Here is a 25,328-nt window from a genome sequence, read left to right as displayed (position 1 = left end):
CCGCACCCGGAAGAACCGAGGGAGTCGGACCCATGCATCTGTCCCCCCGTGACGTGGACAAGCTGGTGCTGCACCAGGCGGGCGTCGTCGCCCAGAAGCGGCTGGCGCGAGGCCTGCGCCTCAACTACCCGGAGGCGGTGGCGCTCATCGCCACGCAGTTGCTGGAGTACATCCGTGACGGCCGCAGCGTGGCGGAGCTGATGGACCTGGGGCGCCGGTTCCTGGGCCGCGCGCAGGTGATGGACGGCGTGCCGGAGATGCTCGCGGAGGTGCAGGTGGAGGGCACCTTCCCGGACGGCACCAAGCTCGTCACCGTGCACCACCCGGTGGTGGCGGAGCACGGGGACCTGTCGCTGGCCCTCTACGGCAGCTTCCTGCCGGTGCCGCCGCTGGAGCGCTTCACCGTGCCCGCCGCGTCGCCGGAAGGGCCGCCCGGACACGTGCGCGCGGCGGAAGGCGCGCTGGAGCTCAACGCGGGCCGCAAGGCCATCACCCTGCGCGTCACGCACCGGGGCGACCGGCCCGTGCAGGTGGGCAGCCACTACCCGTTCGCGGAAACGAACCGCGCGCTGGTGTTCGACCGGGGTCGCGCCTACGGCCACCGGCTGGACATCCCCGCGGGCACCGCGGTGCGCTTCGAGCCCGGCGAGGTGAAGACCGTGTCGCTGGTCCCCATCGCGGGGGAACAGGTGGTGCGCGGCGGCAACGCGCTGGGCAGCGGCAGGGTGTCCGACGCGGGACGCGGGCAGTTGCTCGCGGCCGTGCGCGCGCAGGGCTTCGGTCACGAGGCCGAGCGCGACGAGCAGGAAGGGGAGGGCCGCCCGTGAGCCGCACCATGGACAGACGCCACTACGCGGACATGTTCGGCCCCACCACCGGAGACCGGGTGCGGCTGGGCGACACCGGCCTGTGGCTCCAGGTGGAGCGCGACGCCACCGTGTATGGCGACGAGTGCAAGTTCGGCGGCGGCAAGGTGCTGCGCGAGGGCATGGGCCAGCGCGCGGGCGCGGGGGACGCGGACGCGCTCGACTGCGTCATCACCAACGCGCTCGTGGTGGACTGGACGGGCATCTTCAAGGCGGACGTGGGCATCAAGGCGGGGCGCATCCGTGCCATCGGCAAGGCGGGCAACCCGGACGTCATGGCGGGCGTCACGCCGGGCATGGTGGTGGGCGTCATCACGGAGGTCATCGCCGGCGAAGGGCTCCTCCTCACCGCGGGCGGCCTGGACACGCACATCCACTTCATCAGCCCGCAGCAGGCGGATGAGGCCATCGCCAGCGGCATCACCACCTGGGTGGGCGGCGGCACCGGCCCCGCCACCGGCACCAACGCCACCACCTGCACGCCGGGCGCGTGGAACCTGGCGCGCATGCTGGAGGCCACGGACACGCTGCCGCTGAACATCGGCCTCACCGGCAAGGGCAACACGTCCCTGCCGGACGGCCTGTTGGACCAGGTCCGCGCGGGCGCCATCGGCCTGAAGCTGCACGAGGACTGGGGCACCACGCCCGCCGCCATCGACACGTGCCTCACGCTGGCGGACGCGGAGGACGTGCAGGTCACCATCCACACGGACACGCTCAACGAGTCCGGCTACGTGGATGACTCGCTGGCCGCGTTCAAGGGCCGCACCATCCACACGTACCACTCGGAAGGGGCGGGGGGCGGGCACGCACCGGACATCATCCGCGTGTGTGGCGCGCCCAACGTGCTGCCCAGCTCCACCAACCCCACGCGGCCGTACACGGTGAACACGCTGGACGAGCACCTGGACATGCTCATGGTGTGTCACCACCTGGACCGCGAGATTCCGGAGGACGTGGCCTTCGCGGAGAGCCGCATCCGCGGAGAAACGATTGCCGCGGAGGACATCCTCCACGACCTGGGCGCCATCAGCATGATGGCCTCCGACAGCCAGGCCATGGGCCGCGTGGGCGAGGTCATCACCCGCACGTGGCAGACGGCGCACAAGATGCGCGAGCAGCGCGGGCGGCTCCCCGGCGAGCAGGGCGACAACGACAACCTGCGCATCCGCCGCTACGTGGCGAAGTACACCATCAACCCGGCCATCGCCCACGGGCTGTCCCACGAGGTGGGCTCCGTGGAGCCAGGCAAGCTCGCGGACCTGGTGCTGTGGCGGCCCGCCTTCTTCGGCGCCAGGCCGGAGCTGGTGCTCAAGGGCGGCCTCATCGCGTGGGGCCAGATGGGGGACGCGAACGCGTCCATCCCCACGCCGCAGCCGTACCTCATGCGCCCCATGTTCGGCGCGCGAGGGCGCGCGAGGGGCTCCACGAGCCTCGCCTTCGTGTCCGGGCGCGCGCTCAAGGAAGGCACCGTGCAGGGGCTGGGGCTCACCAAGCGGCTGTCCGCGGTGGTGGGCTGCCGCAGGCTGGGCAAGAAGGACATGCGCCTCAACGACGCGCTGCCCGTCATCACGGTGGACCCGGAGACCTACGAGGTCCGCGCGGACGGAGAGCTCCTGCGCTGCGAGCCCGCCACCTGGCTGCCCCTGGCCCAGCGCTACTCACTGTTCTGAAGGGGGCACGCCATGGCTTCCGGCTGGAGGGTGTTGCAGCTGGCGGACTCGGGCTTTCCCACCGGGGGCTTCGCGCACTCGGGCGGGCTGGAGGCCGCGGTGCAGGCCGGCGAGGTGCGCGGCGCGGCCGACGTGCGGCGCTTCGTGGAGGCGCTGGTGTGGCAGGCGGGCCTGGGCGGCCTGCCGCTCTTGGGCGCGGCGTGGCGCGAGCCCGGCGCCCTGCCGGCGTTGGATGCGCGCGCGGACGCGTTCCTCACCAACCACGTCGCGAACCGGGCCAGCCGCACGCAAGGACGGGCCTTCCTGGACACCTGCGCGCGCATCTTCCCGGAGGCGGTGGGGCCGGTGCGCGAGGCGGCCCGCGCGGCCGGCGTGAAGTTCCACCACGCGCCCGTGTTCGGCGCGGTGCTGCGCGCGCTGGAGGTGGAGCGGGAGGACGCGCAGCGCCTCTTCCTGTCGCTCACCCTGCGGGGCGCGCTGTCCGCGGGCGTGCGCATGGGCGTCATCGGCACGCATGAGTCCCACCAGGTGCAGCACGCGGCCACGCCGCTGCTGGACGCCGTCCTGGAGCAATGCCAGGCATCGGGCGTGGAGGACCTGGCACAGCCCGCGCCCTTCTGGGACCTGGTGGGCGCCACGCACGACCGGCTGTACTCCCGGCTGTTCCTGTCCTGAAACCCGACACGAAAGGAAGCGCGACATGCACGACGACGACCACCGCGGCCATGGGCAGGACGGGCACGAGCACACCCACGAGGACTGGGACCACCCGGGCCACTTCGACGCGCGCGACAAGCCCCACCGGCGCGACTACTCCCAGCGCGCCTTCACCATTGGCATTGGCGGACCGGTGGGCAGCGGCAAGACGGCGCTGGTGCTGGCGCTGTGCAAGAAGCTGCGCGAGCAGTACCGCCTGGGCGTGGTGACCAACGACATCTTCACGAAGGAGGACGCGGAGTTCCTGGTGCGCAACCAGGCCCTGTCCCCGGAGCGCATCAAGGCGGTGGAGACGGGCGGCTGCCCCCACGCGGCCATCCGCGAGGACATCAGCCACAACCTGCTCGCGCTGGAGCAGCTGATGGAGGAGCTGCACCCGGAGCTGCTCATCGTGGAGAGCGGCGGCGACAACCTGGCCGCGCAGTACAGCCGTGAGCTCGCGGACTACACCGTCTATGTCATCGACGTGGCCGGCGGGGACAAGGTGCCGCGAAAGGGCGGGCCGGGTATTACGCAGTCGGACCTTTTGATCATCAACAAGACGGACCTCGCACCGCACGTGGGGGCGGACCTGGGCGTGATGGAGCGCGACGCCCGGAAGATGCGAGGCGAGGGGCCGTTCGTCTTCACCCAGGTCACACGGGATGTCGGTGTGGACGCGGTGGTGGGCCACCTGCTGGACGCCTGGCGCAGGCGCTAAGCACTGGACGAACGGTTCGTTCACCCGAGACACCCGCCCGACGCTTCAAAGCGGGTTGTGCCAGGGTGCGCGCCGTGGAACTCCTGGAGCGGGCACGCGTTGAGTGGGTCGCGGCGGCGATTGGTCTCGTGGTGGGCACCTCGATGGTGTTCGTCCCCTACGAGTTCGGATCCGTCCTCTTCCAATACATCTATCCCCACGTCCGGCTGCTGGGGAGCCTGTTCCTCGTCGGCGCGGGATTGATGCTCGTCGCGCTGATGTCCCCGGCGTGGCCCGCCTTCGTGGGGCGGGTGGGCCGCGCGTTGGTGCTGGCCGCGGTCGCGGTCTACTGGTGGGCGGTCTGCGTCCTGCCCGTCAGCCTCACCGGCACCCTCCTCTATCTGTTCCTGATGGTCCTGTTCGTCATGGAGCGGCGCACCCTGCGCCGGGGACAGGGCCTGCTGCTGGTGTTCCTGTCCAGCGTGACGCTGTGCTTCGGGGCGCTGATGGTCTGGGCGCCCCAGGACTTCCGGCGCTTCGCCCTGGCGGCCATGGGGCCCTACGTGCGGTGGGCGGGCGTCCTCTTCTTCCTGATGGGGGCGCTGCTCGCGGTGGGGCTGTGGCGCCGCAAGCCGCTCCATTGCCGCGTGGCCCTGGGGGGCCTGGGCCTCCTGTTCCTGCACATGACGGCAGGGGTGGCGTCGCGGCGCTCGTGGTCGGGGATGGGCGTGTATGCCGTGCTGACGCTGGTGTGCTTGCTGCTGGCGGGGGTGCGCCAGTGGCCGGCGCTGGTGGGCGTGCGCTGGCGGCTGTTCCGCGGCATGGCGCTGGCGTCGGTCCTGCCCATCGTGGGCGTGGGCGCGGTGGCGTCATACCTCGCGCAGAAGGCGCTGGAGGCGGAGCTGCACGACAAGGCGCGGCAGGCGGTGGCCGCGGAGACCGCGTGGCTGGCGCAGACGGCCGCCATGGCGAGCTCGATGTTGCGCGTGTACAGCCAGGGGCCGGCCTTCGTCGCCCAGGTGCGCGCGGGGAACCGCGAGGCCATGCAGGAGCGGTTGGCGATGCTGGAGGGCCAGTCCGGGCTGTTCGACGCGGCCTGGCTGCTGGATGAATCCGGCGACACGCTGATGACCCCCGTGCGGCTCAGCTGGGTGAGCGGCAACTTCGCGTACCGGACCTACTTCCAGGACGCGCGGAAGGGCGGTGCCCAGGTGCTGCTGTCGCGCCCCTTCCTCTCCCGCGTGAACCTGCCCTTCGTCGTGTTCACGGTGCCCATGGACCTGGGCTCGGGCCGGCGCGCCTTCCTGGTGGGCGCGCTGTCGTTGAAGCGGCTGGGCCTGCAGCCGGCGCTCACCTCGCACGGCTACCATGTGGAGATCTTCGACCGCCGCGATGGCAGCCTCCTGCGCGAGACGGAGCGGGGGAGCGTGCTGGCCCGGGCGCCGGTGCTGGACCTGCTGGGGTCGCAGGCGCTGACGCGGCCGGAGGGGCTCCTGGAGGCGTTCGACGACACGGGGCGCCGGATGGTGGTGGCGCACGCGCAGGTGGAGGGCACGCCCTGGACGGTGGTGGTGACGGCGGGGCTGCGCGAGGCGTTCGCGCCGGTGACGCGCATGGGCGCCTGGGTGGTGGCCCTCGCGGTGCTCGCGGGGGCCATCGCGCTGCTGCTGTCGCAGTGGGTGGGCCAGGACGTGGCGCAGCGGCTGGAGAGCCTCCGGGACGGCTTCGCCGTGCTGGGCACGCCGTCGGTGGAGCGGCGCGTGCCGGCCCGGGGCGATGATGAGATTGCCCAGCTCACCGTGGGCTTCAACGAGATGGCGGCGCGCATCGACCGCACGCAGAAGGAGCTGCGCGAGGCCATCGCCATCCGGGACCAGTTCCTGTCCATGGCGAGCCACGAGCTGCGCACGCCGCTGACGCCGCTGAAGGCGACGCTGGACCTGCTCGTCCGCCAGCTCGGCTCCGGCCCGGCGATGAACCCGGAGCGGCAACGGGACACCATCGCCCGGCTGAACCGGCAGGTGGACCGGCTGACGCGGCTGATTGGCGACATGCTGGACGTGTCGCGGTTGCAGTCCGGGCGCTTCACGCTGACGGTGGCGCCCATGGACCTGGTGGCGCTGGCGCGCGAGGTGGTGGAGCGCATCCAGGTCACGCGGCCGGAGCGCGCGGAGCAGCTGTCGCTGGAGCTCCCCCAGGAGCCGTTGGTGGGCCGGTGGGACGAGCAGCGGCTGGAACAGCTCATCACGAACCTGGTGGAGAACGCCCTGCGCTATTCGCCGCCAGGGACGCGGGTGGTCGTGCGGGTGCTCGAGGATGCGGACGGGGTGCGGGTGGAGGTGGAGGACCAGGGCATCGGCATTCCGGAGGAGAGCGTGCCGCAGCTCTTCACGCCCTTCTTCCGCGCGCGCAACGCGGCCGAGCACTACGCCGGGGGACTGGGATTGGGCCTGGCCATCTGCCGTGAAATCGTGGAGCGCCACGGCGGCCGCATTGGCGTGAAGAGTGACGGGCCGGGCCAGGGCACCTGCTTCATGGTGTGGCTGCCCCGGGCGGCCGTCGCGGAAGCGGCCTGATACGCGACAGGGCGAGCGCAGCGGCCACAACCGGACCGTACGCTCCCGCCGGGGTTGTGTACTCTGCCCCCGTGGGCATCCTCGAGCGCGCACGGGTGGAGTGGTTCGCGGCGGCCTTCGGGCTCGTCGTGGGCACCACCATGGTGTTCGTGCCCTACGAGTTCGGGGCCGCCATCTTCCAGCTCATCTACCCGTACGTCCGCCCGCTCGGCAGCCTGTTCCTGGTGGGCTCGGCGACGATGCTGGCCTCGCTGCTGTACCCCGCCTGGCCCGGCATCGTGGGGTGGGGGGGGCGCGCGCTCTTCCTGGGCGCGGTGGCGTTCTACTGGTGGTCCGCCAACATCCTGTTCCTCAGCCGGACAGGAGCCCTCTTCTATCCGCTCATCGCGGCCACGCTCCTCCTGGAGCGCACGGCCCGCTTCCAGGGGCGCGGGCTGCTGACGGTGCTCGTCGCCAGCGTGTCGCTGTGCTTCGGGACGCTGATGCTCCTGAGCCCCGAGGGCTTCCACCGCTTCTCCCTTCACGGGGCCGGGGCAGGGGTCCGGCCGCTGGGGGCGGTCCTCCTGCTGACGGGCGCCCTGCTGTCGGTGGGGCTGTGGCGCCGGCTGCCGGGGTATTGCCGGGTGGCCCTGGGGGGGCAGAGCGCCGCCTTCCTCTACATGACGGTCGTGCTGGGCGCGCGCGGCTCGTGGACGGGCGTGGGCGTGTACGGCGTGCTGTCGCTGGCCTGCGGGGTGTTGCTGGGGATGCGCCAGGTGCCGGTGCTGAGCGGGGTGCGCTGGCGGTTGTTCCGCGGCATGGCCCTGGCGTCGGTGCTGCCCATCCTGGGCGTGGGCGCGGTGACGTCGTACCTGGCGCAGCGGGCCCTGGAGGAGGAGCTGCGCGGCAAGGCGCGGCAGGCGGTGACCGCGGAGACGGCGTGGCTGGAGCAGACGGTCACGCTGGCGCGCTCGCTCTTGCGCGCGCAGAGCCGGGACGCGGGCTTCATCGCCGCGGTGCGCGCCGGGGACCGCCAGCGCATGCGGGAGACGGTGGAGTTGCTGGAGAGCGAGGTCGCGCTGTTCGACGCGGCGTGGCTGCTGGACTCCGCCGGGGAGACGCTGGTGCCCTCCGTGCGGCTCAACCGCATCGCCGGCAACTTCGCGCAGCGGGACTACTTCCAGGACGCGCTGAAGGGCGGTGACGAGGTGCTCCTGTCGCGCCCCTTCCTCACCCGCGCGGGCCTGCCCTTCGTCGTGTTCACGGTGCCGGTGGACGCGGGGAACGGCACGCGGGGCGTCCTCGTGGGAGGGCTGTCGTTGCAGCGGCTGGGCTTGCAGCCGACGCTCGCCTCGCGCAGCTACCACGTGGAGCTGTTCGACCGGCGCGACGGGACGCTGCTGCGCGAGACGGACCGCGGCGACGTGCTCACCCGCGCGCCCCTGCTGGAGCTCCTGGGAGAGGAGACGCTCGCGGCACCGGAGGGGATGAGCGAGGCGCTCGATGCGTCAGGGCGTCGCCTGCTGGTGGCGCACTCGCGGGTGGAGGGCACGCCCTGGACGGTGGTGGTGACGACGCGCCTGCGCGAGGCGTTCGCGCCGGTGACGCGCATGGGTGGGTGGGTGGTGGTCATCGCGGTGCTCGCGGGCGCCATCGCGCTGGTGCTGTCGCAGTGGGTGGGCCAGGACGTGGCGCAGCGGCTGGAGAGCCTCCGGGACGGCTTCGCCGCGCTGGGCACGCCCGCCCAGGAGCAGCGGGTGCGGGCCGAGGGCGACGACGAGGTCGCGCAGCTGGCGTCGGGCTTCAACGAGATGGCGGCGCGCATCGACCGCACGCAGAAGGAATTGCGCGAGGCCATCGCCATCCGGGACCAGTTCCTGTCCATGGCGAGCCACGAGCTGCGCACGCCGCTGACGCCGCTGAAGGCGACGCTGGACCTGCTCGTCCGCCAGCTCGGCTCCGGCCCGGCGATGAATCCGGAGCGGCAGCGGGACACCATCGCCCGGCTGAACCGGCAGGTGGACCGGCTGACGCGGCTGATTGGCGACATGCTGGACGTGTCGCGGTTGCAGTCCGGGCGCTTCACGCTGACGGTGGCGCCCATGGACCTGGTGGCGCTGGCGCGCGAGGTGGTGGAGCGCATCCAGTCCACGCGGCCGGAGCGGCAGGGCTTGTTGTCCCTGGAGGCCACGGCCGAGTCGCTGATGGGCCGGTGGGACGAGCAGCGGTTGGATCAGCTCCTCACGAACCTGGTGGAGAACGCCCTGCGCTATTCGCCGCCGGGGACGCCGGTGGCCGTGCGGGTGCTCGAGGATGCGGACGGGGTGCGGGTGGAGGTGGAGGACCGGGGCATCGGCATTCCGGAGGAGAGCGTGCCGCAGCTCTTCACGCCCTTCTTCCGCGCGCGCAACGCGGCCGAGCACTACGCCGGGGGACTGGGGTTGGGCCTGGCCATCTGCCGTGAAATCGTGGAGCGCCACGGCGGTCGCATCGGCGTGAAGAGTGACGGGCCGGGCCAGGGGACGTGCTTCACGGTGTGGCTGCCCCGGGCCGCCGTCGCGGACGCGGCCTGATGCGCTACGTGGAGGTCAAGCCGTGCGCCGCCCTGGCGCCGTACGTCCAGTGCTACTGGGCGCTGGAGCTGTCGGGGGCGGTGCCGGTGGGCGTGCACCGGGTGTTGCCGGACGGGTGTCTGGACATCCTGGTGGACCTGACGGACGGGGTGGGGGTGCGCGTGGTGGGGGCGATGCGGGCGGCGGAGGTGGTGCCGTTGTCCGAGCGTGCGGTCTTCGTCGCGGTGCGCTTCCGGCCCGGGGGCGCGCAGCCCTTCCTGCGGCTGCCGCTGCTGGAGCTGACGGACGCGACGGTGGCGCTGGAGGACCTCTGGCCGCGCGAGGCACGCGAGTGGCGCGAGCGGCTGGGCGAGGTGGCGGGGACGGCGGCGCGCTTCGCCCTGCTGGAGCGGCTGTTGCTGGACCGGCTGCCCGGGCGGGAGGGGGACGCGGGGGTGCGGCACGCGGTGGACCTCATCCTGGGAGCGAGGGGGCAGGTGCCGGTGCGTTCGCTGGAGGAGGTGATGGGGGTGGGGGCGCGGCAGGTGGAGCGGCGCTTCCACGCGGCGGTGGGGTTGTCGCCGAAGGTGTTGTGCCGCATCGCGAGGTTGCAGCACGCGGTGGAGCTGTCGCGGGGGCTGCAGGGGGCGGAGTGGGCGTTGGCGGCGGGGTACTACGACCAGGCGCACCAGGTGCGGGAATTCCGGGCGCTGACGGGGCTGACGCCGGGGGCGTACGTGCGCGAGCAGGCGGAGGTCGGATTCGTCCAATCCCTGGAGGGGGCGGGTGCGTAAGGTGGGGGTGTTCCCACTTGAGGAGGCAGCCATGTCCACCGCACCGCAGCAGGCCGAGCAGCACCACCGCATCGACTACATCGAGCTTCCCGTGAAGGACATCGCGGAGGCGAAGCGCTTCTACGGCGCCGTGTTCGGCTGGAGGTTCGAGGACTACGGCCCGGACTACACGAGCTTCATGGACGGGCGGTTGAACGGAGGGTTCGACAAGGAGCGCGAGGTGTCGAAGGGGGGCGCGTTGCTGGTGCTCTATTCAAAGGACCTGGACGCGACGCTGGCGAAGGTGCGCGAGGCCGGAGGGCGCATCGTGAAGGACACGTTCTCCTTCCCCGGAGGCAAGCGCTTCCACTTCACCGACCCCACCGGCAACGAGCTGGCCGTGTGGACCGAGCCTTCCTGAAGCGCTGAAGAACGGGGGCCGGGGCGGGGAAGGCAATCAGGCTGTCTCCCTGCCCGGTCACCGGGCGGGCTGTCTCGGTTCCAACACTCTCCGTCCTGCCGTGATGCGCGGTGCGCATGGTGGCGGCCGGTGGGGTGATCCCGGTTCGCGTGCGTTCATGCCGCGCGGTAGAAATCGGGTCCGGAACCTCCCTGGGAATGTCGCCCGTGCTCGTTACCGCCCCCGCCACCGTCCTCCACGTCAACGACACGCCCGCGAGCCTCTACCTGGGCTCCTTCTCGCTGCGCCAGGCGGGCTACCGCATCCTGGAGGCGGTCACCGGCGGCGAAGCGCTGCGCATCGCGTTCGACGCGCCCCCGGACGTCGTCGTGCTCGACGTGAAGCTCCCCGACATGAGCGGCTATGACGTGTGCCGGCTCCTGAAGGAGGATCCGCGCACCCGCGAGGTCGCCATCATCCACACCTCCGCCACCTTCATCACCGCGGAGAAGAAGGTCGCGGGCCTGCGCGCGGGCGCGGACGTCTACCTCACCCAGCCGTTCGACCCGGAAGAGCTCATCGCCACCGTCAACAGCGTCCTGCGCCTGCGGCGCGTGGAGCGCGAGGCCCTGGCGAACGCCGCCCGCCTGGAAGAGGCCGACCGCAAGAAGAACGAGTTCCTCGCCATGCTCGCCCACGAGCTGCGCAACCCCCTGGCCGCCATCTCCGTCGCGGTGCAGCTGCTCGGGCAGAAGGACTCGAACGGCCTGTCCGAAGCCGACGCACGCCGCCGCGACATCATCGAGCGGCAGGTGAGCCACCTGCGCCACCTCGTGGACGACCTGCTCGACGTCAGCCGCATCACCCGGGGCAAGTACGCCTTGCGCCGTGGCCCGCTGGACCTCAACACCGTGCTGCAGCACTCGCTCGCCGCCGCCCGGCCCGTGATGGAGGAGCGCGGGCTCGTCCTGCGCGAAGCCCTCTCCTCGGAACCCTGCTGGGTGGACGGCGACCGGACGCGCCTGGAGCAGGTCTTCACCAACCTGCTCGACAACGCCTCCAAGTACTCCCCCGAGGGCGGCATCGTCACCGTGGGCGCCCACCTGTCCGAGGACTCCCGCGTGCGCGTGTCCGTGCAGGACACGGGCATCGGCCTCAAGCAGGAGGACCAGGAGCGCATCTTCGAGCTCTTCGCGCAGCTGGACGCGGGGCTCGCGCGCAGCCGGGGCGGGCTGGGCATTGGCCTGACGCTGGTGCGCAACCTGGTGGAGGAGCACGGCGGCCAGGTGGAGGTCTTCAGCGAGGGCCCGGGCCAGGGCAGCACGTTCACCGTCACGCTGCCGCTGCTCACGGACGCCGCGAGGCCCGAGGCCACCGTGGAGCGCATCGAGTCGCGCCGGGGCGAGTGGCGCATCCTCCTGGTCGACGACAACCCCGACGCGCGCGAGGGCCTGCGCGAGATGCTCCAGATGTGGGGCCACACCGTCGCGGTGGCCGCGGACGGTCCGGAGGCGCTCGCCATGGCGACCCCCGGCACCTACGACGTCATCATCCTGGACATCGGCCTGCCGGGCCTGGACGGCTATCAGGTGGCGCAGGAGCTGCGAGGGCGCGTGGAGTCGGACGCGCACCTCATCGCGCTCACGGGCTACGGAGCACCGGAGGACCGGACCCGCAGCGAGGACGCGGGCTTCGACCTGCACCTGGTCAAGCCGGTGGAGCTGGTGGAGATCGGCCGCGTGCTCGCGCAGCTGGGCCCCGTGAAGCGCGGCACGCCCCGCCGGCTCCAGGCGAAGAGCGCGTAGGGCTTCACGCCCGGGGTTGGAGTCCCGGCGCGCGCTGCTCCGTGCCCCGGCGCGCCCACCGGTCGCGGATCCATCCCTGGGCGGGCTTCTCCACGCGCTCGTACGCGAGCACGCTCAGGCACACCGCGCCCACGATGAACGCCGCCACCGCCCAGGCGGACGTGGGCGCCGCTCCCAGCCGCTTGAGCACGGACTTCCAGGCGAACAGCACCGGCATGTGCAGGAGGAAGAGCGCGTAGCTCGACTTCCCCAGCAAGAGCAGCGGCCGTGAGGCCAGCACCCACGCCACGGTCCCCTGGCTCCACGACAGCAGGAGGATCAGCACCGCGAACACCGGCGCCAACAGCCCGTTGTGCAAGAGCGGGAAGGGCAGCGACGGGCTCCCCATCAGCGCCGCGATGACCCCTCCGCCCACCACCGCCAGCGCCACCGGATGCGAGCGCGGCGCGGCTCCGGCCCGCAGCACGAAGAAGCGCGCCGCGAGGAGGCCCAGGATGAACTCCGGCAGCCGCGCCAGCGGATTGAACCGCAGCGCCAGCATCCACGGCCCGGAGTCGTACGCGGACGCCGTGCCCCCGGTGCCGTCCGGATCCACCACCATGTAGAGCGCCGGGAACAGCAGCGCGGCGCCGTACGCCACCGCCGCGCCCACCGCGAGCGCCCGGTTCCCCAGCCGGTTCAGCCGTCCCGCCAGGAAGGGGAAGGCCGCGTAGAAGACCGCCTCCACCGCCAGCGACCAGCCCGCGCCGTTCCACGCCATCGCCGTCCACGGCGTCCAGCTCTGGACCCGCAGCGTCTTGCGCGCCTCGTGCGTGTCCGGCGGCCGCTCCAGGTAGTTGTACCCAAGGATGAAGCCCGACAGGACGAAGAAGAAGCTGACGCCCACGTACCCGCTGTCCAGCAGCCCGTGCAGCCCCGCCGGGGCTCCCTCAATCGGGCCCGGTCCCGGCCGCCCGGCCGCCCGACGCGCGGTCTTCCAAAACCTGTCCGACAGTCGGACAGGTTCGCGCGGTGCGGCGCGGACGGGGAGTCCCCGCGGGACTCTCCCTTTGTGCGTGAAGCCGGAAATGGAGCCCCCACTTCGGCGTAGAACGGGCCGCATGCTCAGCCTGCGCAACCTGGTGAAGGTGTATCCGGGCCCGGTGACGGCCCTTCGTGGCGTGGACCTGGACGTCCCCAAGGGGATGTTCGGCCTGCTCGGGCCCAACGGCGCGGGCAAGTCCACCCTGATGAAGATTCTGTCCGGCCTGCTGGAGCCCACCTCCGGCGAGGTGACGCTGGACGGCCTGGACCTCGTGCGTCACCCGGAGGCGCTGCGCCCGCACCTGGGCTACCTGCCGCAGGAGTTCGGCTTCTACCCGTACCTCTCCGGCCAGGACATGCTGCGCTACCTGCTGGAGCTCAAGGGCGTCACCGCGCCGCAGGGGCTGAAGGCCCTGTGCGCGCAGCTGCTGGAGCGCGTAAACCTCACCTTCGCGGCGAAGCGCAAGGTGAAGGAGTACTCCGGCGGCATGCGGCAGCGGCTGGGCATCGCGCAGGCCCTGGCCGGAGACCCGAAGCTGCTCATCGTGGACGAGCCCACCGCGGGCCTGGACCCCGAGGAGCGCCAGCGCTTCTACCGGCTGCTCGCGGAGGTGGCCCACGAGCGCACGGTGCTCCTGTCCACGCACATCGTGGAGGACGTGGCCATGCTCTGCCCGCGCTTCGCCGTCATCCGCCACGGCCGCGTGGTGGCCATCACCAGCCCCACGGAAGCGAAGGCCGCCCTCCACGACACCCTCTTCGAGGGCACCGTCCCCCCGGCCGACATGGCCGCCTTCCAGCAAGCGCACCGCGTCACCCAGGCCGTGCTCTTCGAGGGCAAGAACCGCGTGCGCATCCACGCGGCCCCGGGCACGCCCGTGCCCCCCGGCTTCGAGCGCACGCCGCCCACGCTGGAGGACGCCTACCTCCTCCTGATGAAGGACGCGCCCGAGCCCACGGCCTCCGCGGCTCCAGTCCCCGCCCCGGCGGTGAGCGCGTGAACGCGTCCCGGCTCTGGCGCGTGGCGCGCACCGAGTGGCGCCACCAGACCCGGCGCCCGCTGTTCTGGGTGCTGCTCGTGCTGCTGGTGGCCGTGGTGTGGGGCGTGTCCTCCGGCAACGTCACCATCGACGCGGGCAGCACGGAGGTGGGCGGCAAGAAGGCGTGGATCACCAGCGCCTTCGCCGTCGCGCAGACGGTGCTGCTGCTCACCTTCCTGCTGTTCACCTTCTTCGTGTCGGTGGGCGCCGGCATGTCCGTCATCTCCGACGACGAGGCCCGCGTGCAGCCCCTCCTGCACACCACGCCGCTGACGTCCGCGGAGTACGTGTGGGGCAAGTTCGCGGGCGTGCTGGGCGCGTACGTGCTGGCGCTCGCGTGGATGATGGGGCTGCTCGTCTTCTTCCACCACGTCGTGCCCGCGGGCGCGGACGCGGAGTTCCGGGGGCCCTTCGCGCTGGGGAACTACGTGAGCGCCGCGGTGTGGTTCGGCCTGCCGCTCATCGTCTTCATGGCGGGCGCGGCCTTCGCCACGGGCGAGCGCACGCGCCGCGCGGTGCCGGTGTACTTCCTGCCGGTGGGCCTGTTCTTCCTCTGCGCCTTCTTCCTCTGGGACTGGTCCCCCGGCTGGTTGGACCCCCGCGTGAACCGGTTCCTCATGGCCCTGGACCCCGGCGGCTTCCGGTGGCTGACGGAAGAGTGGATCAAGGTGGACCGGGGCGTGGACTTCTACAACACGCAGCCCGTGGGGCTGGACGCCCTCTTCGTCACCAGCCGCTTCGTGCTCATGGCCCTGGGCCTGGGCGCGGTGGCCTGGAGCGAGCGCCACTTCCGCCGCGCGCTCCGGGGTGAGGTGCGCACGAAGGCCCCGCGCAAGGGCGCCGTCCTCGACGCGCCTCCCAGGCAGGTGGCGCTGTCGCACGCGGAGGCGCCGCTGTCCGCGCTGCGCATGGGCGTGCGGCCGCCGGGCTTCTGGACGGGGCTGTGGACGGTGACGCGCGCGGAAGGGCGGGGCCTGCTGTCGCAGCCGGGGCTCTACCTGTTCCTGCCGCTGCTGATGTTGCAGATGGTGTCCCAGGGCGCCACGGCGGTGGGCCCCTTCGACACGAGCCTCCTGCTGGTGCCCGGGCGCTTCGCGGTGCGCACGATGGCGCAGGCGTCGGTGCTCGTGTGTCTGTTGTTGATGTTCTACGTGGTGGAGTCGCTGGAGCGCGAGCAGGCCTCCCACTTCGCGCCCATCCACGACGCGACGCCGGTGCGCACGCTGTCGGTGCTCCTGGGCAAGGCGCTGGCGAACAGCCTGGTGGCGGTGGTGCTGCTGACGGCCATGGCGCTCGCGGGCACGCTGGTGCAGGTGTCACAGGGCAAGGTGCCGCTGTCGCTGACGCCGTACGTGCTCGTGTGGGGGCTGTTGCTGTTCCCCACCTTCCTGCTGTGGACGGGCTTCATCCTGGCCGCACGCGCGGTGACGGGAGGCCGCTTCGGCACCTACGCGCTGGCCCTGGCCGCGCTGGGCTTCAGCGGCTACCTCGCCGTGCGGGGCGACCTCACCTGGGTGACGAACTGGCCGCTGTGGGACGCGGTGCGGTGGACCGACCTGGGCGCCTTCCAGGTGGACCGCGCCGCGCTGGTGCTCAACCGCGTGGCCGCGCTGGGCGGGGCCGTCTTCTTCACCGCGCTGGCGGTGCGCCTGGACCGCCGCCGCGTCCGCGATTCGGTGACGACGCTGGAGGGACTGAAGCCCGCGGGCCTCGCGCGCGGGCTGTGGCGGCTGGCGCCGTACCTCGCGGTGCCGGCGGTGGCGCTGGTGTGGCTGGGCATCCTCGTGGGGCAGGGCCACCAGGGCGCGGCGGCGAAGAAGCGCGCGAAGGAGTACTGGCAGAAGAACCTGGCGACGTGGAAGGACGCGCCGCAGCCCATGCTGGCGGACGTGGACCTGGACGTGGACCTGGAGCCGGAGGCGAGCGCCTTCCGCATGAAGGGCACGTACACGCTGATGAACCGGCACGCCGTGGCGCTGCCGCGCTTCGCCCTCAGCGGCGGTGATGGCTGGACGGACGTGCGCTGGACGCTGGACGGCAGGGACGTGACACCGGAGGACCGCGCGGGGCTGTATGTCTTCACGCCGTCCGCACCGCTGGCGCCCGGGGCGAAGGTCACGGTGGGCTTCCAGTACGCGGGCCACGTGCCCGCGGGCGTGTCCCGCGCGGGCGGCGCGTTCAAGGAGTTCATCCTCCCGTCAGGCGTGGTGCTCACCAGCGAGACGCCCACGTTCGCGCCGGTGGTGGGCTACGAGGAGGAGCGCGGCATCGACCCGAAGGAGAACAAGTACGAGCCGCGCGTGTACACGGACGACTTCTACGAAGGACCCACGGAGTCCGCCTGGGGCAGCAACATGCCGTTCCCCCTCCGGATCCGCGTGAGCGGCCCGGAGGCCTACACGCTCAACTCCGTGGGCGTGCGCGAGAGCGACACGGTGAAGGACGGCCGGCGCACCACGGTGTGGCGGAGCGACCATCCGGTGAGCTTCTTCAACGTCATCGCGGGGAAGTGGACCCGCGTGGAGGGCGCGGGCACGGTGGTGTTCCACGACCCCGCGCACGGCTACAACGTGCCGGAGATGATGCGGGGGCTGGAGGCCGCGCGCCGGTACTACTCGGAGTGGTTCCACCCGTTCCCGTGGGCGGAGCTGAAGCTGTCGGAGTTCGCCGGCCTGGACACCTACGCGCAGGGCTTCCCCACGGACATCACCTTCTCGGAGTCCATCGGGTTCCTCACGCAGACGACGCCGGAGTCGAACGCGGTGCTGCTCGTCACCGCGCACGAGGCCGCGCACCAGTGGTGGGGCAACCTGCTCATCCCTGGCAAGGGGCCCGGCGGCAACGTGCTGTCGGAGGGGCTGTCGCACTACTCGGCGTTGAAGCTCATCGAACAGCTCGACGGACAGGAGGCGCGCAGGCAGACCGCGAAGCGCATGGAGGAGCGCTACGGCAAGGACCGGCGCGTGGACGCGGAGCAGCCGCTGGTGAAGCTGGATGGCTCGCGCGACGGTGACACGGTGGTCCTCTACGAGAAGGGCGGGTGGACGTTCTGGATGCTGGAGGACCTGATGGGCCGCGACGCGATGCACGCGGGGCTCCAGGCCTTCCTGAAGCAGTACATGAACAACGCGGACCATCCGGTGCTGCAGGACTTCCTCGCGGTGCTGCGCCCCTTCGCGCCGTCTCCCGAAGCCTTCGACCGTTTCACCCGGCAGGCCTTCTTCGAGGTCGTGGTGCCCGAGTACCGCGTCACCGACGCGCGCGTGACGAAGGAGGGCGGCCAGTGGGTGACCACGGCGACGGTGACGAACGTGGGCACGGGCCGCATGCCGGTGGAGGTGGCGGTGACGAAGGCCGCGGAGGCCGCCGCGCCCGCTGGGCCTGACGGGTCCGTCAGGGCCGTGACGCGCGTGGAGCCCGGCGCGGGCGCGGCCGTGCAGGTGACGCTGCGCTCGGAGTTCGCGCCGGAGCGGCTGGTGGTGGACCCGGACGTGCGCGTGCTCCAGCTGCGCCGCGAGCAGGCCCAGGCACAGCTCACGCCGCCGTGACGCGATGACATGACACGCTGACATGCGCGTCTCCGAGCTCCGGAGACACGTTGTCACGGTGTCAGGCCTCACCGGCGCGCGGCTCCCTCTGGGAGCAGGCTGGCACATCGATTGCGATGGGCCTTCCCCGGCATGGCGGACCTTGGGGGTCCGGCTTCATGACGGGGGTTCATCACATGGTCTCGACGCAGTGGAAGCTGGGTGTGTCGCTGGTGCTGTTGTCGGCGGTGGCGTTCGCGCAGGAGGGCGTCACCACGGGGTCGTTCCCGGTGGAGCGGCGCAACGTGGTGACGGTGTCCGTCCCCATCCAGAACCTGAATCAGCTGTCGCTGGAGGGCGAGCGCGTGATGGGGGAGCGCTTCTCCGTGGGACTGGGCGTGTTCGCGTCCTTCAACCATGACCGCTCGCGGTTCGAGGAGGCGGAGCCCAGCGGGTTGGAGGGCTTCAATCGCACGTCCTATCAGTTCGGCCTGGCGCCCTCGGTGCGCTTCTACCTGACGGGCCGGGCACCCCAGGGACTGTGGCTGGCACCGCGCCTGGAGGTGGGGGTGGGACGGAGCTCCAACGCGCTGGTGGGCAATCTCCCGGACGACCCGGTGAGCCATGACAGCGATGCGGACTCCTGGTCCGTGGGTGGGTCGGCGGTCCTGGGGTACAGCGTGGTGCTGGAGCCCGGCTTCACGCTGCAGGGCGGCGTGGGGTTCGGGGCCCGCCGCGAAGCGCTGGCGTACGACGCCCTCCGCCTGGGCGCGGAGGGAGAAGCGGGACTGGAGCGCATCCACCAGTCGACGTGGCTGCTCTCCCAGCGCATCTTGCTCAACGTGGGCTGGGCCTTCTGACGTCAGGGTGCGTCGGCCTGCGTGCTCACGGTCCACGGCGTGCGCGTGGTGTCCACCCACAAGAGCTGCAGGTCCCAGCTTCCGGGCGCGGCGCCGGGCGTGTCGGTGGCGACGGCGAAGACGCGCGTGTCCGGCCGGGGCGTCACGGAGAAGCTCGTGCGCGGCGCGCGGTTGGCGTCGTTGGACGGCACCACGCCCAGCGTGACGGTGCCACCGGAAGGCAGCGGCAGGCCGTCCTGCGCGGTAGCGGCGGCGAAGGGCACGTCGAGGAAGGGCGCGTCCGGCAGCACGCGGCGCTCCGAGCCCAGCGGCCCCACGTCCACCGCGGGCGTGTTCGCCGCGGCGTGCACCCAGCGCAGGCGCAGGTTGGAGGGGTCGCTCGCGAAGCGGTCCGTGAGGGGCAGCAGCGTGAAGGGGGACGCCGCCGGCCGGGGCGGCGCGAGGTAGCCCGAGGCGACCATCAGGTAGCGCTCGCCGGGGACCAGCGTGGGCGTCGTCGCAGTCACCACCGGCGCGCTCGTGGGGCGCTCCGTCCCGGGCGCGGCGGCGAAGAAGTCCAGCGTGTACGTGCCCGGCGGCACCTGGAGCGGCGAGGACAGCGCGCCGTAGGAGAGGCCTCCGGACAGCTCGCGGTCGCTGGCGAAGAGGTCCAGCGACGGAGCATCCGGAGACGCGTGCAGCACGTACACCGTCGGGTTCTGCCGCAGGATGGCCAGCGTGCCGTCGCGGCCCGCGGTGAGCAGGGAGAAGCCGTCGCCCGCGCGCGCGGGGGCGGACATGAGGCCGGTGGCGACGATGAGCGTGTCGGTGCCGGAGCCGGCCGCGGGCACGGTGAAGGACGTCAGCGCCCGGCCACCGGTGCGAAGGCCCACCTGGAACGCGGCGCCTGAAGGCAGCACCCACGCCTCCTCGCCGGAGTCCTTGAAGCGCGCGAGCGACGCCACCTCCACCGAGCCGTCATTGCCCAGGTCCACGTCCACCGTGGGCGCGTCCGTGCCGGCGTTGACGATGCGCACGCGCGTCTGGCCGCCGTCCGCGGGCACGGTGTTGTCGCGCAGGAGCAGCGAGCGCAGCGCCGCGTCGGAGTCGGAAGAGGAGAAGGCGCCCGCGGCCACCACCGTCCAGCGCGTCCCGGCCTCCATGCCCACCGGCTGGGACACGACGGGCCGCGAGTCCGCCGCCGCGCCCGCGGGCCGCAGCTCCACGGTGACGGCGCCCGCTTCGCGCGTGAGGTAGGGCGTGGTGGCGCCATAGGCCACGGCCCGGGCCACGGGCGTGGGGTTGCCGGCGAGGTAGACGTCCATCGCGGGCGCGCCCGGCGCGGCCTGCACGATGCGCAGCTGCGCCTGGGTGGGCGGCACGAGCACCGGGCCGTCCTGCGTGGGAGGCGTGTCGGAGTCCTCCGCCGAGCCGCCTCCGCACGCGGGCGCGAACACCCCCAGCGACGTGAGCGCGACGACGAGCAGTGTCTTCCCCCGCATCCAGGCCATGTCGAAGTCCCCTCCTCGGCGGGCCGCGGACGCGGCTCGGCACCGATGTCGACAGGGGTAAGGGTGGGCATCACCTCCACGCGGGCGAACCCCCACGCAAGGGCCACTGTCCGCCTCCGACGGTGTGCACCGGTGCACGTCACAACCCCCGGGCATCACGGGCGCGGGGGCCTCCGCGAGGACCGCGGGTGCGATCATCCGGGAGCGGAGCGCGACACCGCCCCGCCTGCCCGGCCGCCGCACCGCATCACCGGCCCGGGTCCAGCGCCTGTTCAAAACGCGTCATCGCGTGGGTGCCGGGAAGAGCGACGGCGCTGGTAGGTTCGGAGGCACCATGACCCTCGCGTCCCTTCCGCTCATCGTGTCCCTGCTCGTGGCGCAGACGCCCGCGCCGTCGAAGCCGCCCCCCGCGCCGGCCGCCGCGAAGGCACCGTCCGCCGTCCCCGGCATCGCCCCGCTGCCCGGCCTGCCCAACCTGTGGGTGAGCGGCGTGCCGCCGGTGCCGCCCGCGCTCTCCCAGCGCGTGCAGCAGTACCTGGAGTCGCGCTCCGCGCAGCTGCTGGACGTGAGCGCGGATGGTCAGCAGGTGCTCCTCTCCACGCGCTTCGCGGACGTCAACCAGCTGCACGTGGTGGAGATGCCGCTGGGCGCGCGCACGCAGCTCACCTTCACGAAGGAGCCCATCAACCGGGCGCGCTTCCTGCCGGGCAATCCGCAGGTCATCTTCTACCTGCAGGACACGGGCGGCGGAGAGTTCTTCCAGGTGCTCAAGCTGGACCGGCGCACGGGCCGCTCGGAGCTGCTGACGGACGGCAAGAGCCGGCACGAGGGGCTGGTGGTGTCGCCGGACGGGCGCTGGCTCGCGTACGCGGGCACGGGGCGCAACGGCAAGGACACCGACGTGTACGTGGCGCCCACGGCGGACCCCAAGCAGGCGAAGCGGGTGACGGAGGTGGAGGGCAGCTGGGCGCCGCTGGAGTTCTCCGACGACGGCTCGAAGCTGCTGGTGCGCCAGTTCCGCGCGGCGGATGACTCGGACCTGAGCGTGGTGGACTTGAAGACGAACGCGCGCACGCAGCTCACGCCCAAGGAGGGCAAGGGCAGCGTGGAGTCCGCCGTCTTCACGCACGACGGGCAGGGCGTGTACGTGGCCACGGACCGCTACAGCGACTTCTCGGAGGTGTACCGGCTGCCGCTCACGGGCGCGCCCCCGGCGGCGCCGCCGTCGCTGACGAAGTCGGTGCGCTGGAACGTGCAGGACCTGGAGCTGTCCCCGGACGGGCGCAAGCTGGCGGTGGCCGTCAACGAGGAGGGCTACGGCCGGCTGTACCTCCTGGACACGCGCACGCAGGCGCTGTCGCCGGTGGAGACGCCGCGCGGGGTGATTGCGCGGATCCTCTTCCCGGCGAAGCGGTCGGACCGGGTGGCGTTCTCGCTGACGTCGGCGCGCGTGCCGCTGGACGTCTTCACGGTGGACCTGGGCACGAAGAAGACCACGCGCTGGACGCGCTCCGAGGTCGGCGGGTTGGATCCGGAGACGTTCGTGGAGCCGGAGCTGGTGCGCTACCCGTCCACGGACGGCGTGAAGGTGCCGGCGTTCCTGTACCTGCCGAAGAACGTGAAGGGGAAGGTGCCGGTGGTGGTGATGTTCCACGGCGGGCCGGAAGGCCAGAGCCAGCCGAGCTTCAGCGCGCAGATCCAGCTCATGGCGAAGGAGCTGGGGCTGGCGGTGCTGCTGCCCAACGTGCGCGGCTCGGAGGGCTACGGCAAGGCGTACCGCGCCATGGATGACGGCGTGAAGCGCGAGGCGAGCCTGGCGGACATCGGGGCCACGCTGGACTTCGTCGCCTCCCGGCCGGAGCTGGACGCGGCGCGCGTGGGCGTCTACGGCGGCTCCTACGGCGGCTACATGACGCTGGCGACGGTGGCCTTCTACCCGGAGCGCATCAAGGCGGCGGTGGACGTGGTGGGCATCTCCTCCCTGCCGTCGTTCCTGCAGAACACCCAGGCGTACCGCAGGGACCTGCGGCGCGCGGAGTACGGCGATGAACGCGACCCGGCGGTGCGCAAGGTGCAGGAGCGCATCTCGCCGCTGGGGTCGGTGGACAAGATTCGCGCGGCGCTCTTCGTGCAGCAGGGAGCAAACGACCCGCGCGTGCCGCAGTCGGAGGCGGAGCAGATCGTCCAGGCGGTGCGCAAGAAGGGCTCGGACGTCTGGTACCTGCTGGCCACGGACGAGGGGCACGGCTTCCAGAAGAAGACCAACCGGGACCTGGCCCAGACGACGGCGCTGATGTTCTTCGAGAAACACCTGCTGGGCCCGGCCGCGGGGCAGGCGAGCGGGGCGGCGGGCGGAAAGTAGCCCCCGCCGCACAGGGGCCGGGCCACGGCCGATATGTCGGCGCTCCGGGGACGTTACACATTGTCAGTGATGGCGATGTGGGGGCTCCGGAGGGCCGTGTCCATGAAGCGTGACATCCGGTCGTGGTGGCGAGGCGCGGTGCTGGTGGGAGTCCTGGCGGGAGCGGGAGTCGCGGTGGCGGAGCTCCCTCCGGAGCCGCTCCCCCCGCGCACCTCGCGGTTCCTGGCCGACCTGCTGATCTCCGAGGACGACGTCACGGGCTCGAGCGTCCAGCTCTCGCGCCTGCCCGGGGAGCTGCGCGGCCGGGTGTACGGGAGCTTCGTGTCCCTGCGGCTGGAGGATGCGCGGGTGAAGGGCAACATCGGCCAGAGCCTGGTCAACCTGGACGTGAAGAAGGAGGACGGGGTGTTGAAGGCGCAGGGCGGCTTCTGGGGCCGCCCGGTCACGCTGAGCTGGTCGCCCCGGGAGCTGACGGTATACGTGAGGGATTGCACGTATCGGTTGCATGCGCTCCTGCCGGGCCGCATCTACGAAGGACCGCGCAGCTGCGACTCCCGTCTCCAGCCGCCCATGACCCTCACGCTGCCGGACCTGTTCCTTTCGGCCTCGCCCGAGGAGCAGGCGTCGTTGCTGTTGCTGACGCTCTAGTTTTCGCGGCCCGAGGGCCGGAAGGGATGAGTCCATGAAGCGCTACGGCCAGTCATTGCGTCGGGGTGTGGGAGTGTTGGCGGTGCTCGCGGGGGCGGGCGGCGCGTTCGCGGGTTCCGAGCAGGATCAGCTCTCCTTCAACATCGCGCGGACGCAGTTCAACCTGCGGATGACCGCGGACAACGTCACCGGGCAGGCGTTCCAGGTGTCCCGGGTCCCGGGCGAGCTGCGCGGCCGCGTGGCGGACGTCCCGGTGGCGCTGAAGCTGGAGGACGAGAAGGTGAAGGGCAACATCGGGTCCTCGGTGGTGAACCTGGACGTGAAGAAGGACGGCGACGCGGTGAAGGCGAAGGGCGGCTTCGGTGGCCGTCCGGTCACGCTGACGCTGTCGCCGCAGGAGCTGACGGTGTATGTGCGCGACTGCACGTACCGGCTGAAGGCGAAGGAGCCGGGCCGCATCTACGAGGGACCGCGCAGCTGCGACCGCGCGCTCACGCCGCCCACGGAAATCCGGCTGCCGGACGCCTTCCTCGCGGCCTCGCCCGCGGAGCAGGCCTCGGTGCTGCTCCTGGCGTTGTAGTTTCCCCATAGGCTCGGGACGCCATGGCGCGTCTCGCTTCAGGTGGAGTGAGGTCCTGGCACCGGAGACTGCCGGTGCTGGGACTGCTGTGGATGCTCACGCTCGCCGCGTGCGCGAGCGATGGCTCCTTCGAGGAGGCGCCGGGGGAGGAGGACACCCCGGCCGAGCGCGAGGGCCTCGGGTTCACACGGAAAGGACTGCTGGAGCGTGCCGCGCCCGTGGGCGATGAGCGCGCCCGGCAGGCGGAAGCGGCTCGGGTGGTGCGCGAGCTCTGGGAGGTCGCGGGGGAGCGCGGCACGCCCGGAGAGGCGTGGACCTTCAACTACCAGGTGCACGGCGGCGCGCTGACGCTGTTGTCCTTCCGGCGTACGGCGACGGGGCAAGGCGCGGGTTCCGCCGTGGAGTGGAATGGGTTCTCCCGTGAGCTGACGCGGAGCCTGTCCACGCTGGTGGGCGTGAAGCCGCGACGCGTGCGCTTCACGCTGGAGCGGGGGCTGGAGCGCTGGCGCTTCGACCTGGAGACGGTCCGGGGGCAGGTCGCGGCCCACGCGCGAACGGTGCCAGAGTCCCTGCCGGGCGCATCCGGGCCCCTGCTGTCCGATGCGCTGACGGTGGCCCGGCAGCTGCTGCCCGCGGGGCGCATCCCCTGGGAGGGGAGGGTGCGTGAGCGGGCGCGGCTCCAGTTCGAGGGCCTGCGATTGCACACGGAAGCGGAGCTGCGTGACTTCGAGGTCCAGGAAGGTTCGGGCCGCCGGAGCGCACCCGGGAGCGCGGACCTCCGGATGCCGGTGGTCCAGGCGCTGCAGCCCTTCGCGAACGCGGTGGGAAGCCGCACGGTCGAAGTCGAGCTGGAGGGGCGGCACGTGCGCGGTGAAGCCGAGCCGCGCTGGCGGGTGGTGGCCGCGACGACGCTCGAGCCCTCCGAGCCTCCCGAGGCGATGGAGGACATCGCCAGGGAGTACCGGGCGATGCAGGAGGACATCCTCCGGCACTGGCGTCAGGAGGTGAAGGACAGTGCACGCCTCGCGGGAGTCTGGTCCTTCGAGCAGCTCGCGTACTGGTACGTGGGGGGCTTCATCGCGAAGGGAGCGCTCGGAGCGATGGAGGCCGTCGCGCCCACGGTGGCCTCGGTGCTGGGGCGGGGCGGGGCGGGGCGAAGGCCGCCCAGTGGTTCCGCACGGTGCTGATCCGCACGCCGCCCGCCGAGCGTGAAGCCCTCCAGCGCATCTGGATGAAGGCGGAGGCGGAGGGCCTGGCGGCGCTGAAGGCCAGTGAACAGGCCGAGCTCCAGTCATTGCTGAAGGGGCTGGAGCACCGGCTCAGAAAGCCCATCACGGACAAGTACTCGAAGGACAAGCTCCGGGAGTGGGCCCGGCAGGAGTACTTCGAGGTGCATCAGCCCCGGTTGGCGCAAGCGTTGGGGGCGGACCGCCTGGGGACGTACCAAGTGCACCATCTGGTGCCCATCGAGCATGCCCATCTGTTTCCCACCCGCGGCATCAACGCGGCGGAGAACCTGGTGGGCATGGCACGGGAGGTCCACTCGAGCGTCAACTCGGTCTGGACCCTGGTGCGCACGAACGCGAAGAACGTCTCCGCGAAAGAGGTGCAGGAAATCGCTCGCATCACGCAGAAGCACTTCGGACGGTGGTTTCACGTCCTGTACGATCCGTCGAAGTCGGGAGCAGCGCTGGCCTCCGCGGAGAAGGCCGCGCTGAAGGAAGTCGCGGCTGTGCTGGGCTTGTAGGTCCTGACGTTGCAGGAGGCGCGTTCGCTTG

At 71.8% G+C, this 25,328-nt stretch carries 19 protein-coding genes; 17 read left to right on the top strand and 2 right to left on the bottom strand.

The genetic code is table 11. The features are described from left to right. Positions 1–32 precede the first annotated feature (32 nt). The 9 genes from ureA to NR792_RS25085 all read left to right on the top strand — a co-directional run bounded on the left by ureA (position 33) and on the right by NR792_RS25085 (position 12,020). Entirely contained in the window at positions 33–827 is a 795-nt protein-coding gene (ureA, locus tag NR792_RS25125) for an urease subunit gamma (RefSeq protein ID WP_375755214.1), read from the top strand. Then, on the top strand, positions 824–2,539 hold the full coding sequence (gene ureC, locus NR792_RS25120) for an urease subunit alpha (protein WP_375755213.1): 1,716 nt from the start codon (positions 824–826) through the stop codon (positions 2,537–2,539). Before ureA ends, ureC begins: the two co-directional genes overlap by 4 nt. 12 nt (positions 2,540–2,551) lie before the next feature. Continuing rightward, complete coding sequence (locus tag NR792_RS25115) at positions 2,552–3,214, top strand: urease accessory protein UreF (RefSeq protein WP_375755212.1); 663 nt, start codon at positions 2,552–2,554, stop codon at positions 3,212–3,214. Positions 3,215–3,239: 25 nt separating this feature from the next. Then, complete coding sequence (gene ureG, locus NR792_RS25110) at positions 3,240–3,956, top strand: urease accessory protein UreG (RefSeq protein ID WP_120526566.1); 717 nt, start codon at positions 3,240–3,242, stop codon at positions 3,954–3,956. Positions 3,957–4,030: 74 nt separating this feature from the next. Beyond that, positions 4,031–6,511 (top strand): ATP-binding protein, encoded by a 2,481-nt coding sequence (locus NR792_RS25105; RefSeq protein ID WP_375755211.1) that lies wholly within the window; start codon positions 4,031–4,033, stop codon positions 6,509–6,511. A 71-nt stretch (positions 6,512–6,582) separates the two neighbouring features. After that, complete coding sequence (locus NR792_RS25100) at positions 6,583–9,063, top strand: ATP-binding protein (protein WP_375755210.1); 2,481 nt, start codon at positions 6,583–6,585, stop codon at positions 9,061–9,063. Next, positions 9,063–9,836, top strand: a complete 774-nt coding sequence (locus tag NR792_RS25095; protein WP_375755209.1) for a DUF6597 domain-containing transcriptional factor — start codon at positions 9,063–9,065, stop codon at positions 9,834–9,836. Before NR792_RS25100 ends, NR792_RS25095 begins: the two co-directional genes overlap by 1 nt. A 31-nt stretch (positions 9,837–9,867) precedes the next feature. Beyond that, positions 9,868–10,236 carry a VOC family protein gene (locus NR792_RS25090; RefSeq protein ID WP_171419214.1) on the top strand — a complete coding sequence of 123 codons (369 nt, stop codon included), beginning with the start codon at positions 9,868–9,870 and terminating at the stop codon, positions 10,234–10,236. Positions 10,237–10,442: 206 nt separating this feature from the next. Further along, a complete protein-coding gene (locus NR792_RS25085) occupies positions 10,443–12,020 on the top strand; it encodes a response regulator (protein WP_375755207.1) in 1,578 nt (525 codons plus the stop codon). A 4-nt stretch (positions 12,021–12,024) separates the two neighbouring features. Here NR792_RS25085 and NR792_RS25080 read toward each other — a convergent pair whose 3' ends face one another. Continuing rightward, entirely contained in the window at positions 12,025–12,906 is an 882-nt protein-coding gene (locus tag NR792_RS25080; protein ID WP_375755206.1) for an acyltransferase family protein, read from the bottom strand. 214 nt (positions 12,907–13,120) lie between these two features. Between NR792_RS25080 and NR792_RS25075 the strand changes: the two genes are divergently transcribed. From NR792_RS25075 to NR792_RS25065, 3 genes are all read left to right on the top strand, one after another. Then, positions 13,121–14,044 (top strand): ABC transporter ATP-binding protein, encoded by a 924-nt coding sequence (locus tag NR792_RS25075; protein WP_375755205.1) that lies wholly within the window; start codon positions 13,121–13,123, stop codon positions 14,042–14,044. Beyond that, positions 14,041–17,631 (top strand): M1 family aminopeptidase, encoded by a 3,591-nt coding sequence (locus NR792_RS25070; protein ID WP_375755204.1) that lies wholly within the window; start codon positions 14,041–14,043, stop codon positions 17,629–17,631. Before NR792_RS25075 ends, NR792_RS25070 begins: the two co-directional genes overlap by 4 nt. A 176-nt stretch (positions 17,632–17,807) precedes the next feature. Then, positions 17,808–18,470: an autotransporter outer membrane beta-barrel domain-containing protein gene (locus tag NR792_RS25065; protein WP_375755203.1), complete on the top strand. Its 663-nt coding sequence runs from the start codon at positions 17,808–17,810 to the stop codon at positions 18,468–18,470. A 2-nt stretch (positions 18,471–18,472) separates the two neighbouring features. On the opposite strand, the gene NR792_RS25060 is transcribed toward NR792_RS25065, so the two are convergent. Further along, positions 18,473–19,960 carry a DUF4397 domain-containing protein gene (locus NR792_RS25060; RefSeq protein WP_375755202.1) on the bottom strand — a complete coding sequence of 496 codons (1,488 nt, stop codon included), beginning with the start codon at positions 19,958–19,960 and terminating at the stop codon, positions 18,473–18,475. A 334-nt stretch (positions 19,961–20,294) separates the two neighbouring features. On the opposite strand from NR792_RS25060, the gene NR792_RS25055 reads away from it, so the two are divergent. From NR792_RS25055 to NR792_RS25035, 5 genes are all read left to right on the top strand, one after another. Beyond that, the gene (locus tag NR792_RS25055) at positions 20,295–22,322 is read left to right on the top strand and encodes a S9 family peptidase (protein WP_375755201.1); all 2,028 of its coding nucleotides are present in this window, start codon (positions 20,295–20,297) and stop codon (positions 22,320–22,322) included. 102 nt (positions 22,323–22,424) lie between these two features. Next, a complete protein-coding gene (locus NR792_RS25050) occupies positions 22,425–22,970 on the top strand; it encodes a hypothetical protein (protein ID WP_375755200.1) in 546 nt (181 codons plus the stop codon). 34 nt (positions 22,971–23,004) lie between these two features. Next, entirely contained in the window at positions 23,005–23,550 is a 546-nt protein-coding gene (locus NR792_RS25045; protein WP_375755199.1) for a hypothetical protein, read from the top strand. Positions 23,551–23,624: 74 nt separating this feature from the next. Then, the gene (locus tag NR792_RS25040) at positions 23,625–24,737 is read left to right on the top strand and encodes a hypothetical protein (protein ID WP_375755198.1); all 1,113 of its coding nucleotides are present in this window, start codon (positions 23,625–23,627) and stop codon (positions 24,735–24,737) included. Then, entirely contained in the window at positions 24,731–25,297 is a 567-nt protein-coding gene (locus NR792_RS25035) for a hypothetical protein (RefSeq protein WP_375755197.1), read from the top strand. Before NR792_RS25040 ends, NR792_RS25035 begins: the two co-directional genes overlap by 7 nt. Positions 25,298–25,328: the final 31 nt, after the last annotated feature.

The organism is Corallococcus exercitus (genome assembly GCF_042231735.1).
GTDB lineage: Bacteria > Myxococcota > Myxococcia > Myxococcales > Myxococcaceae > Corallococcus > Corallococcus exercitus_B.
The sequence above is the reverse complement of the archived record's forward strand: the minus strand, read 5'-3'. Positions and strand labels throughout refer to the sequence as shown.

Coding starts and splice junctions, on each gene's coding strand:
- ureA (WP_375755214.1), top strand. CDS start 33: ATGCATCTGTCCCCCCGTGACGTGGACAAGCTGGTGCTGCACCAGGCG.
- NR792_RS25115 (WP_375755212.1), top strand. CDS start 2,552: ATGGCTTCCGGCTGGAGGGTGTTGCAGCTGGCGGACTCGGGCTTTCCC.
- ureG (WP_120526566.1), top strand. CDS start 3,240: ATGCACGACGACGACCACCGCGGCCATGGGCAGGACGGGCACGAGCAC.
- NR792_RS25095 (WP_375755209.1), top strand. CDS start 9,063: ATGCGCTACGTGGAGGTCAAGCCGTGCGCCGCCCTGGCGCCGTACGTC.
- NR792_RS25090 (WP_171419214.1), top strand. CDS start 9,868: ATGTCCACCGCACCGCAGCAGGCCGAGCAGCACCACCGCATCGACTAC.
- NR792_RS25075 (WP_375755205.1), top strand. CDS start 13,121: ATGCTCAGCCTGCGCAACCTGGTGAAGGTGTATCCGGGCCCGGTGACG.
- NR792_RS25065 (WP_375755203.1), top strand. CDS start 17,808: ATGGTCTCGACGCAGTGGAAGCTGGGTGTGTCGCTGGTGCTGTTGTCG.
- NR792_RS25060 (WP_375755202.1), bottom strand. CDS start 19,960: ATGGCCTGGATGCGGGGGAAGACACTGCTCGTCGTCGCGCTCACGTCG.
- NR792_RS25055 (WP_375755201.1), top strand. CDS start 20,295: ATGACCCTCGCGTCCCTTCCGCTCATCGTGTCCCTGCTCGTGGCGCAG.
- NR792_RS25050 (WP_375755200.1), top strand. CDS start 22,425: ATGAAGCGTGACATCCGGTCGTGGTGGCGAGGCGCGGTGCTGGTGGGA.
- NR792_RS25045 (WP_375755199.1), top strand. CDS start 23,005: ATGAAGCGCTACGGCCAGTCATTGCGTCGGGGTGTGGGAGTGTTGGCG.